This is a genomic window from Halalkalicoccus sp. NIPERK01, from assembly GCF_030287405.1.
In the GTDB taxonomy this organism is placed as follows: domain Archaea; phylum Halobacteriota; class Halobacteria; order Halobacteriales; family Halalkalicoccaceae; genus Halalkalicoccus.
Genome location: NZ_JASVVV010000005.1, coordinates 206,420 through 216,676, shown reverse-complemented (window position 1 = coordinate 216,676; position 10,257 = coordinate 206,420). Strand labels below are relative to the sequence as shown.

At 57.2% G+C, this 10,257-nt stretch carries 8 protein-coding genes and 4 pseudogenes; 4 read left to right on the top strand and 8 right to left on the bottom strand.

The window, feature by feature from the left end; all coding sequences use genetic code 11:
• Positions 1 to 250: 250 nt before the first annotated feature.
• Positions 251 to 385: a hypothetical protein gene (locus QRT08_RS15055; RefSeq protein WP_286046790.1), complete on the bottom strand. Its 135-nt coding sequence runs from the start codon at positions 383 to 385 to the stop codon at positions 251 to 253.
• On the opposite strand from QRT08_RS15055, the pseudogene QRT08_RS15050 reads away from it, so the two are divergent.
• Positions 385 to 607, top strand: a pseudogene (locus QRT08_RS15050) (2Fe-2S iron-sulfur cluster-binding protein); the annotation flags it as partial. The gene QRT08_RS15055 and the pseudogene QRT08_RS15050 overlap by 1 nt on opposite strands.
• Here the strand turns inward: QRT08_RS15050 and QRT08_RS19050 are convergent.
• The 3 genes and pseudogenes from QRT08_RS19050 to QRT08_RS15040 form a co-directional block, all read right to left on the bottom strand.
• Positions 521 to 706, bottom strand: a complete 186-nt coding sequence (locus tag QRT08_RS19050; RefSeq protein ID WP_483299968.1) for a globin domain-containing protein — start codon at positions 704 to 706, stop codon at positions 521 to 523. The pseudogene QRT08_RS15050 and the gene QRT08_RS19050 overlap by 87 nt on opposite strands.
• 92 nt (positions 707 to 798) lie before the next feature.
• Positions 799 to 2,589 (bottom strand): annotated as a pseudogene (locus QRT08_RS15045) (cbb3-type cytochrome c oxidase subunit I); the annotation flags it as partial.
• Positions 2,590 to 2,596: 7 nt separating this feature from the next.
• Positions 2,597 to 2,797: a winged helix-turn-helix domain-containing protein gene (locus QRT08_RS15040; RefSeq protein ID WP_286046786.1), complete on the bottom strand. Its 201-nt coding sequence runs from the start codon at positions 2,795 to 2,797 to the stop codon at positions 2,597 to 2,599.
• Positions 2,798 to 3,285: 488 nt separating this feature from the next.
• Between QRT08_RS15040 and QRT08_RS18910 the strand changes: the two genes are divergently transcribed.
• Positions 3,286 to 4,011 (top strand): CPBP family intramembrane glutamic endopeptidase, encoded by a 726-nt coding sequence (locus QRT08_RS18910; protein WP_286046781.1) that lies wholly within the window; start codon positions 3,286 to 3,288, stop codon positions 4,009 to 4,011.
• Here QRT08_RS18910 and QRT08_RS15030 read toward each other — a convergent pair.
• The 3 genes from QRT08_RS15030 to QRT08_RS15020 form a co-directional block, all read right to left on the bottom strand.
• Positions 3,986 to 4,222 (bottom strand): DUF7544 domain-containing protein, encoded by a 237-nt coding sequence (locus QRT08_RS15030; protein ID WP_286046780.1) that lies wholly within the window; start codon positions 4,220 to 4,222, stop codon positions 3,986 to 3,988. The two genes, QRT08_RS18910 and QRT08_RS15030, sit on opposite strands and share 26 nt — an antisense overlap.
• A 154-nt stretch (positions 4,223 to 4,376) precedes the next feature.
• Positions 4,377 to 5,495, bottom strand: coding sequence for a hypothetical protein (locus QRT08_RS15025; RefSeq protein ID WP_286046779.1), 1,119 nt, complete (start codon positions 5,493 to 5,495; stop codon positions 4,377 to 4,379).
• Between the two features lie 601 nt (positions 5,496 to 6,096).
• On the bottom strand, positions 6,097 to 6,846 hold the full coding sequence (locus QRT08_RS15020; RefSeq protein WP_286046778.1) for an ABC transporter ATP-binding protein: 750 nt from the start codon (positions 6,844 to 6,846) through the stop codon (positions 6,097 to 6,099).
• 152 nt (positions 6,847 to 6,998) lie between these two features.
• Here QRT08_RS15020 and QRT08_RS15010 point away from each other — a divergent pair.
• A pseudogene (locus tag QRT08_RS15010) lies at positions 6,999 to 8,017 on the top strand (AI-2E family transporter).
• Between the two features lie 160 nt (positions 8,018 to 8,177).
• Here QRT08_RS15010 and QRT08_RS15005 read toward each other — a convergent pair.
• Positions 8,178 to 8,597 (bottom strand): annotated as a pseudogene (locus tag QRT08_RS15005) (IS6 family transposase); the annotation flags it as partial.
• 894 nt (positions 8,598 to 9,491) lie between these two features.
• On the opposite strand from QRT08_RS15005, the gene QRT08_RS15000 reads away from it, so the two are divergent.
• A complete protein-coding gene (locus QRT08_RS15000; protein WP_286046775.1) occupies positions 9,492 to 10,253 on the top strand; it encodes an IclR family transcriptional regulator in 762 nt (253 codons plus the stop codon).
• The last annotated feature ends 4 nt before the right edge of the window (positions 10,254 to 10,257 follow it).

Genomic DNA, 10,257 nt, shown 5'->3' with positions numbered 1-10,257 from the left:
TCGAAGTGTAAACCTTGCTCAGACACACCCCCCATCATCGAAGTGTAAACCTTGCTCAGACACACCCCCCATCATCGAAGTGTAAACTGGTCTCTCTCGCCATTCTTGTGCGGATCCCCCCCGATTTTCACTTCGAACACGGGGGGTCGATTGATGCCAGTTGGACCTCCCACGACGCTCTCTCAGCGAGTCGTCGGAAATCAACCGGGCCCGTGTATTTGGAGCGGATCTTGTCGGAATCTCGCCACTGTCAGTAGTGATAGCGATCGTCGTTGATCTCCTTGATCGTGATCGTCGCTTTCGTCGGCACATCACCCGGGAGATCCTCCGGCCGCTCTTCGACCTCGTCTCTCCTTTTCCTCAGCAAGACGAGCCTCACGCTCACGGTATTCGTGTCGCAGGGCAGCGTGTGGACGTGATGGCTTCTTCATCAATGGACGCCGACGCCTAGGCTGTCAGGCGAACGTCTCCGACCTCGACGACCCAATTCGAGTAGTGCCGCTCTTGTACCAACTCTTCATCAATGCTCTTGCACCAACTCCTTATCAAGGATCTGGTCGTCGACATGGACCACTTCTATGAGCGGATGGAGGCCGTCGAACCGTACTGCTTGTACCGTTAAAACGCGGTCGTAGAAGTCGTTCACGACGCTCTCGACTGCCTCGTGACTGCCGAGACGGTCAAACACCGTTTCGTCCTCGCTCATTACGTGACTAACTTCTAGTGAGACGGATAATGTTGTGAACTCGAAGGCGTGAAGGGAGTTGGAATGGAGGCAAACGCTGGTTCGCCTCGCGGTCAATCGTCGTCTTCGGCCATCACCCGGTCGGGAATCGTCCCTCCCCCCGGCGTGTCACGCGGCATCGAAACCGAGCGCAACGTGAATCGCTTTGCCACCATGTCGTAGAGGAAGACGAGCGTCCCGAGGATGATCATCGTGTCGCCGGGGAGCCGTGCCCAGAAGAGGAACTGAACGAGATCGCTGTTGTAGAACGCGAGGCTCCGCGCGGCGGCGTAGCTCTGCGTGAATGCCGTCTCCAGTTGCAGGAATCCAACGGGGAGGACGGAGACGAACACCATGACCGCGAGGCCGACGTTCCACAGCCAGAACGCCCACCGTAGTCGGCGTTCGGCCCACTCACTGGGCTTCGTCGAGATGCGCAGCATATACGTGGCCATCCCGAGCGCGAGGAACCCGAACGCCCCAAACATCGCGGCGTGGCCGACCGTCAGATAGGTGCCGTGTTCGTAGTAGTTGATCAGGGGGAGGTTGATGAAGAATCCCAGCACGCCCGCGCCGAGGAAGTTCCAGAACCCGCTGGCGATGATGAACATGAACGGCAGCGTGTACGGGAACGCCTCGTCGCTCGTCGCGAGCGCGCGATACTGTCCCATCGCCTCGAAGAGGATGAGGATCAGGGGGATGAGCTCCAGCGTCGAGAACACCGAACCCAGGGGGATCCAGACGTCGGGCTGACCGACCCACCAGTAGTGGTGGGAGGCCCCGATGATACCCGATCCCATCACGAACAGGGCCTGGAACGCCACCGCCTTTTTGGCGGAGGATTTTCGAAGCAGGCCCATGCTTACGAGCGTGAGCCCGACAATCGCGACGATGAAGAACTCGAATGCGCCCTCGACCCACATGTGGACGACCCACCACCGCCAGAACTCCGTCATCACGATGTTCGTCTGGGGCGTGTAGAGCATGCCCGCGACGAACAGCAGGCCGATGGACCCACCCGCGTAGATGATCATGTGTGCCAAGCCGTAGCGAGCCTCCCGGTCGAGCATCGGCTTGAAGCCGCGCCAGACGAGGGCGGTCCAGAGGACGAAGCCGACGAGGAGGCCGACCTGCCAGAGTCGGCCGACTTCGAGATACTCTAGCCCTTCGTTACCGATGATCCACCAGAGCGGGCCGTCGATGTAGCCCTGCGCGCCGAGCCAGATCCCGGCGAGGCCACCGACCGCGGCGACGATGAGCGCCCCGAGGAGGACGTGAATAGCGGTCCGTTGCCGATCGGGTTCGTGGTTGGTCAGCAGTGGCGGGAGGAACAGTCCAGCACCGAGCCAGAGCGACGCAATCCAGAGGATTCCCAGATCGAGGTGGAACGTCTTCGCGAGTGCGAACGGGAAGGCCTGTACGATGTTGATGCCGAACACCTCCTCGATGCCGAAAAACGCGTGGCGCTCGACGTAGTAGTGGGCCAGTAAGCCACCGAGTAACACCTGTAAGGCAAACAACGCTCCCGCGAGCGGGATGAATCGCGTTGCGGCGCGCTGGCTGGGCGTCAGACTGATTTCGTCGGGAGCTGGAATCTCGAGGTCGTTGACTTCCGGCTCCGGAAGTTCGACGGATTTGTAGGCGAACACGCCGATACCGACGGCTGCGATGAGGAGCACCATACTGATGACGCTCCAGGTCATGGTCGCTCCGGTTGGCGTATTCCCCGCAGCAGAGTTGTACGGCCACTCGTTCGTGAAGCTGTGATCGCTCCCCGGGCGGTCCGTGTGTGAAATCCACGCGGTCCAGAGCGCGAAGTCCGCGAACTGTCGTGCCTCTTCCTCGGAATCGATGAAGTCGGCCGGGGCCACTTCACGGTACGTGACCTCGATATGGAATCCACCGTTCGTGAGCTCTATTTCGATGCGTTCCAGTCGCGCTCTGTACGTGATGGCCGTCCCTGTCGAGCTGGAGTCGTTCATCGAGCAGATCGTACTCCTGGAGTCGCTCGATCCGGCGGTAGATGGTCGAGACGGAGGCGTTACACGCCTCGCTCAGTTCCGGGGCGGACATCTCCTGGTTACTCGTCTGGATGAGGATTGCATGGGCGTACTCGTCTTCGAGTAGGGCACCGATTGCCCGAACGTCACTTTCCTCCGTCATTCACGGTAGACTACTGAGAGCGTACGCGGAGCTGTATGTAGTTCCCCGCCCGATTCTGCCATATGTTCGTGTGTATCCGTGGAGGGAATATTTAAAAGATCAGACTCGGTTGCCGAACACGCAACTGTGAATACGGAGTAGCATTGCGTGGTTGAGTTCGGCTCTACCGGACTCAGTTGATTCGTCAAATATGGAGGACCCGATTGCCGAGACATTCAATCGACGAGGTGAGCAGACCACGCTTATTGATTCGAGTGTGGAACGTAGCACACTGTTTTTGTCGTCGTACGGATAGCTGATGAATGTATGCCCGATCTCCATAGTTCGTATTCTCTCACAGATATTCAGTATGGCAAACTAACATATGATATTATGTGCTATCTCATGATAGATGCAGTGTGGAACAAGCGCCATCACTCACATCGGAGACAGGCCACGGAAAGGCTCGAGCACTCGGGGTGTCGGTAGGATTAACGATCGCTGCGACTGCCCTCTCGGCCATTGCGGGTGTTCTCATTGCCGTTCCGTTGTTCGTGCTTGGACTCGACATCGAAAGCACAGCCGTCATCGTGTCCCTTCTCATCAGCGGGCAGATCGGCTTTTTCGCCGTGGGCTATCTGTACGTTCGCCGTTATTCCCTCTCGATCCCTCTCGAACGCCCGGAGCGTCGTGACCTCGGCTATGCTATCGGTGGGGCCATCGCCGCACTCGTATTCGCTACCGGTGCGAGCGGCGTCCTCACGTGGCTTGGACTCACACCCGGAGCAGTCCTCGAGGAGATCGTTGCCCAGAACCCGATCGTGGCGCTCTGGATGGCGCTCCTCTCGATCGTTGTAGTCGCTCCGGTCGAAGAGTATCTGTTTCGCGGCGTCATTCAGGGTCGGCTCCGACGAACGTTCAGCCCGCCGAGTGCGATCGTTCTCGCCAGTGTGCTCTTTGGCTCCCTGCACTTCGGGAATTACGTCGGGTCAGCGAGAACCGTTGTCGGGTGGTCGCTGTTGATCGTCGGCGTTGGCGTCGTCTTCGGGAGTATCTATGAGCGCACGAACACCCTGATCGTTCCCATTATCGCCCATGCGATCTACAACACGGTTTTATTTACGGTCGGGTATGTCGCGCTGTAATGTCGGTATCGCGGACGTTCACCCTGACGTCGGGGATCGGATCGAGCGCCTCGTTCGTGTCCCCGAGGACCAACAGGGCGTAGTAGCGGAGATCGGTCTGCATTGGGACCTGCACGAGGAGCGCCGCGAGGATCAGCCCGATGAAAAAGACGATCACCGCGAGTACCAACAGCCGTTCGACCGACAACGATGTCAGAAACTCCCGATCCACGCATCGTCCGGGTCTTCGGTTGCGTATAACACCAGAGTACCGGCTATCGGATTTGACTAAAACGCTATCGGGATGATATATACGATTGGATGAACCAAGTCGCTGAGTCGATGATGAAACGAACGCGAATCGAATCGCACTCAGTCCTCCCGAATCAGGAGCGAAACGGCATCCACTCGAAGCGTGACATCCACGAATCGTACTTCTCGTCGAGCGTATACATCTCGAATCGGCGAACGGTGTACCAGTAAGCACCCAGCGGTGTGACCACACCGAAGAAGACCGCCAGTAGTCCGCCGACGATCCGAACGGCCTCGACAGGAATCGTGATGGGATCCCAGAGGACGGTTGACCAGAACTCGATCATCGCCGATACCATCGCCGCGCCCGCCGGGACTGCGGCCACTGCCGCGGCGCCGAAGCCGAGTACGACTACCAGCGAGTAGACGGCGAAAGCGGTTTTGCTCGGGACGACGACGTGTCTACTCCGTGTCACACGTACCTCGCCGAATCGCGGGAACACGGTGCCGATGCCGATTGCGACGACCGTCCCGACGACGCCAAGAATCGCACTCGCCGCGGTCAGCGCAACCGTCTCGATCGAGTCGAGAGGGCTCACAACACTCGAAATCGCCGTCGCTACGCCTGCCAATGGGAGACCGACTAATATCGCCGCCAGCGCGTACCCCCGAACGAACTGCTCACCGCGTATCGTCGATGTGAGCGTCAACGGCAGCATCGCACCCTCGTCGCCGAACGGGTTGAGCGCCGTCGCGCCGATCACCCACGTCCCATAGAGCGCTACCATGACCGGAAACGCCGCCGGTACCTCGCCCGTGGAAACGATCCCTTGAAGGAAGCCCGTGAACAAGAAGAGCGGATAGACGACGTAGACGAGCCGGATCGGTGCACGAATCGTCCGCCGCCAGACGTTCACAACCACCGAGCGGGTCGGTCGAGACGCCACGCTAGCGAGCACGCCGTTGCTCACCGAACCCGGTCGTGACGTCGTGGACGATGCCGGCCTACGCGTACGACCCTTCGTATCGGGTTTCACTGCGTCCATGTACCAGAGCCGCGTGGCTGCTCGCACATCCACGAGCAGCAACGCAGGGACGCCTACCACGACGAGGGCGACGGCGCCAATGGCCCGCACGAGCGAGGGATCGACACCGGAGACGCCGAGAAAGAACGCGTCGCCGAACCACGCGAGAGGGACGTCCTGTAACAGGGTGCCGAGCCGCGCCATGACCGTCCCGAGCGTGTTCGACATACCACACCCATATAGGCGAGGAACATGAGCGCGAAGATGACGGTCTTGTAGCGCGTGAGCAGTTCCGAACGCGCGAACACCGTCTTGAACAGGACGCCGAACAGGTGGCCCGCGAGGAGCGCGGAGACGAGAACCATCACTGCCGTGCTGAGGATGGCAGCGGCCGGCGTCGGCGTCCTAAGCACGACTGTCCACGTGATACTCACGACGAGCAGTGGTATCGCCACGATCGATAGCACACGAGCGAGTTCCGCGAGGAGGAGACCGCCAACCACATCGCGGGGCGGCACAGTCGTCAACATCCCAGTCTCGTGGTCGATCCGGGCTGTTTTTCCGACCGCCCGCATGGCGAATACGATGGTGAGGCCAAGCCAGCCGATCGCCGCTCCGCCGCGGGCGACCGGGAGCAGAAACGGTAGTTCGGCGATCTGGTGGCCGAAATGGTAGATAACGTACACGCCGCCCGCGGTCGGGAGGGCGATGAACAAGAGGACGAAAAATCCCATCCCCAGCAGTTGAATTGGATTCTTCCCTATCGCGCGGAGGCTGCGTCGGTACTCGATCCGAGCGATCCGGCGGGTGCGTTCCGGTGTCAGCCACTTCATCGCTCGATGACCGCTCGCTCATCGCTCGTCACGTCGAGGAAGACGTCTTCGAGCGTTCGCTCCTGTTCGGCACGGTGCGTGAGTCGTTCCGGGGTGTCCTCCGCGACGAGTGTTCCGTCGTGTAGCACGCCGACGGTATCTGCTACCTGCTCGACGACGGGAAGGATGTGCGTCGAGAGAAAGACGGTCATCCCCTCAGCCGTCAGTTCAGCGATGAGATCTCGAACTGTCCGAGCAGCACGGGGATCCAATCCTGATGTGGGTTCGTCGAGGAAGACGACGTCCGGTTCGTGCAGAATCGTCTGGATCAGGGCCGTCTTTTGTTTCATCCCCTTCGAGTACGTGTCGATACGATCGTTCGCCGCATCCAGTAGATCGAAGCGATCGAGGAAGGCATCGATTCGGTCGTTCATTACCATCTCGTTCATGTCCCGCAGCCCGGCGATGTATCGCAGTTGTTCGCGGGCGGTCAGTTCGTCGTACAGCGGCGGTTCTTCGGGCAGGTAGCCGATGTGGGGAACGACCGCGTCGCGGTCGTGGATCGGGTGGCCGGCGACATGCGCGCTTCCACTCGTGGGCCGGATCAGCGTCGTCAGCATCCGCATCGTCGTCGTTTTCCCGGCCCCGTTCGGGCCGAGAAAGCCGTAGACGGATTCAGGGGGGACCGACAGGTCGATCCCGGAGACGACGGGAGTGTCGCCGAATCGTTTGGTCAGACCCGTCGTCTCGATGGCTGGATCAGTCATTGGACGACCCCCACTCGAACGGGATGATTCGGACTGAGATGCCGATCGTGAAGAGCTACCATGTTCATTTCTCTAATCTTAACTGTGAATAATCTACCCATCTCTGTTAGTTTATAAAAACGTACGAATCCACAGAGGTATTACCGCCGTCTATGTCGGATGCCTCCGCTTCGCCGGATTGGGTCGGCGAGCAGCCCGGACTGACCGCGCTTGCACTGCTGAGCGGGCTCCTCGCGCTACTCGTCTTCCTGCCGTATCTCCAGTACGTCCTGTTTGGCGTCATCCTCGCGTACATTCTGATACCAGTCCAGCGGCGCCTCGAGCAGTACGTCATGCCGGCGATCGCAGCGATGACTGTCGTCGTAGCCACGGGACTCGTCGTCCTCATCCCGCTCGTCTGGATTATCGGGGTCGCTGTCCAACACTCACTCGGGATCGTCCACGTATTCGCCGAGGACAACTCGCCATCGAGACCATCGAGATCGCCCTCGAGGCCAACGGATACGTCATCGATCTCAACCCCCTCTACGAAGCGAATCAGGATCGCATTGCGACGGGCATCCAGGAAATCACGAGTGGAGTGCTCGACCTCGTTGGTGGGTTGCCGAGTCTCTTCATCGGGCTGACCATCGCGCTGTTCGTTTTCTTCGCCCTGTTGCGGGACGGGGATCGGCTCGTCGCGTGGTTTCAGTGGGTACTGCCGATCGATGAGGAGGTCCTCGAAGAGCTCCGCACGGGACTGGACCAGCTCATGTGGGCCTCGGTCGTCGGCAACGTCGCCGTCGCCGCCATTCAGGCGATACTACTCGGCATCGGACTGGCGATCGCCGATGTACCCGCCGTTGTCTTTCTCACCGTCGCCACGTTCGTTCTGACACTGCTGCCCCTCGTCAGCGCGTTCGGGATCTGGATTCTGGTTGCGGTCTATCTCGTCGCGATCGGCCGACCGACCGTCGGTGCGGCGATGGCCGTGTATGGACTGCTCGTCAGCCTCTCGGATTCGTACCTTCGTCCCGCGCTGATTAGCCGGACCGACGCCTTCGATTCCGCGATCGTCGTCGTTGGTATCTTCGGCGGGCTCGTCGTCTTCGGTGCGGTCGGATTGTTCATCGGCCCAGTCGTCCTTGGCGGCGCAAAGCTCGTACTCGATTGTTTCGCTCGAGAGCGCTAACTCAAACCCAGGACGTTCGATGCACTATGGCGCTTCTCGGCCACTCCAACGACCCGTCATCCCCACTGGATGTGCGATACGTGCGAACCGTGGTCTTCCTTGGTTCCTTATAGGCTATGTAGTCAGCGACCTCCTCGTCCGGTGTTCGTCCATCGAGCGCTTAATGCGGGCTGTGGAAGTTATAGTATTGTGTGTATCGTACCAATCACTCGCGGACGTCCGACCGACCGTCCACCCACGAATCGTGAGAGTGGTTCGACCCGCACTTTGAGGGCATGAACCGTTTCCCGATCGGGTTTCACTCGACGTAATCGAGCCGATCGCTCAGACCTAATCGAGAGATAGCAGTCCGATAACCGAATCCATCGGCGAGAAACACGGCCTCCGAGGGATCGTATTTCTCGCCGAGCCGATGCAGAAACGCAGCCGCCGGATCAGTGCCATGTCGTCCGAACAATTCTATGTGAACACGAAGCTGATTCTCGATGTCTATTGTATCGTATAACCAAGATCACTCTCTATTGATCTCGACAGCGGTCTCGTCGACCGCGACCCGATTCGGCCTCGCCGAAGGCAGGTTACATCAATCCGAATCGAGCAGTCCTAATAGAATATATCACTAAATACCTGGATCATATTATTTCTACATCAACTAATAAAAAAGGAACAAAGATATAAGTGAGACATTTTCATTAATATCTAAAATAAATATGAAGGAATCACCGACGATATCAGATACACCGACCAGTGTATTGTAAGATATCGTCGGCACCAACTCATACCAGGCAATAGCGCTTATTCAACGTTATCATATCTATTAGAGCAAGTTATTTCATAAAATTGTCAAGTAGGCGCCGTAATATTCCAAAGTATCTCCAACGTGGGTAGGCAGTTTAATTGGTACATACCGTTTTATACTAGCTCATCTATCTATTAGACATGGAACGCGTGTCACGAGATAGCACTGCAGCCCGTAATCGAAGAGTAATATCATATGTGAACAATGCGCTGTGTGGGAGGTATTATCCATTTTTATTATATAAGAAAGAATATGAGATCAGAAATACATTAGAAGTATATTCATACGTGATCGACGTAGTAATAGCAACAAAAAACGATGAGAACAAGAGCAATCCTGATAAAAGGACTAAAGAGAGTGACCGTGAATGATCTTCGTTTCCTCAGGCGAACCGATAGTGTAGAATAATTCGTAAGAGACGAACACGAGAACGTGTGTGATATTTATGGTGTGACTCTGTTTCGGAGGTAGTCACCGCTCTAGAATTGAGCATACGATGATAACAGACGTATGGCTGTAACGACTAGAGGGTTGCGAAGAATCAATCATAAAAAATACGATTACGATCTCTGGAATGTTATTTCAGATTATGCCTCTATGAATTATTGTATCTACTGCCCTCGATTGTTCGTTACATGCGAACAATTATGTAGGGCGGGTACGTGCTGCAGATATATGGTCAATAACGAATCACGCACGGTAGAAGCAGTCAATATCACACTGAAGATTCTCGAGGAACTGGAGCGGCAAAACGGGGCACGAGTAACCGAATTATCATCCGAACTAGGATATTCGAAAGGAACGATACACAGCCATTTAGCTACGCTTCTGAATAGGGAGTACGTCGCTAAACGAGGGAACGTCTACCGATTGGGTCTCCGATTTCTCAAACTCGGCCAAGTGGTGGCGGATCGGATTGAATTCTACGACATCATCAAAGAGGAATTGGAAGATATGGTTGAGCAGTGTGGAGAACTATCCCAATTTGCGATTGAAGAACACGGCAAAGCGGTATATCTACACAAAGCAGAGGGTGATAAAGCGGTACAGACCGCCTCTACGGTTGGTGCCCGCGAATACATGCACTGTATCGCGCTCGGAAAAGCGATACTGGCCCATATGCCCGAAGAGCGTGTCGACGAAATCATCGATACGCATGGTCTTCCAAAGTACACCGAACGGACGATCACGACTCAACCAGAACTCAAAGACGAACTGCAAGAGATCCGCGAACGTGGCTACGCGTACGACGACGAGGAGAAGATCGATGGACTTCGCTGTGTCGCTGCGGTGGTCAAACCGAACGACGAACTCATCGGAGCGGTCAGTGTCTCCGGTCCAGCGAGCCGAATGGAGGGAAAGCGGTACCGTGAGGAGATCCCAAACCTCGTGACGCGGGCAGCGAACGTCATCGAGATCAACTCGAAGTTCTCCTGATCTC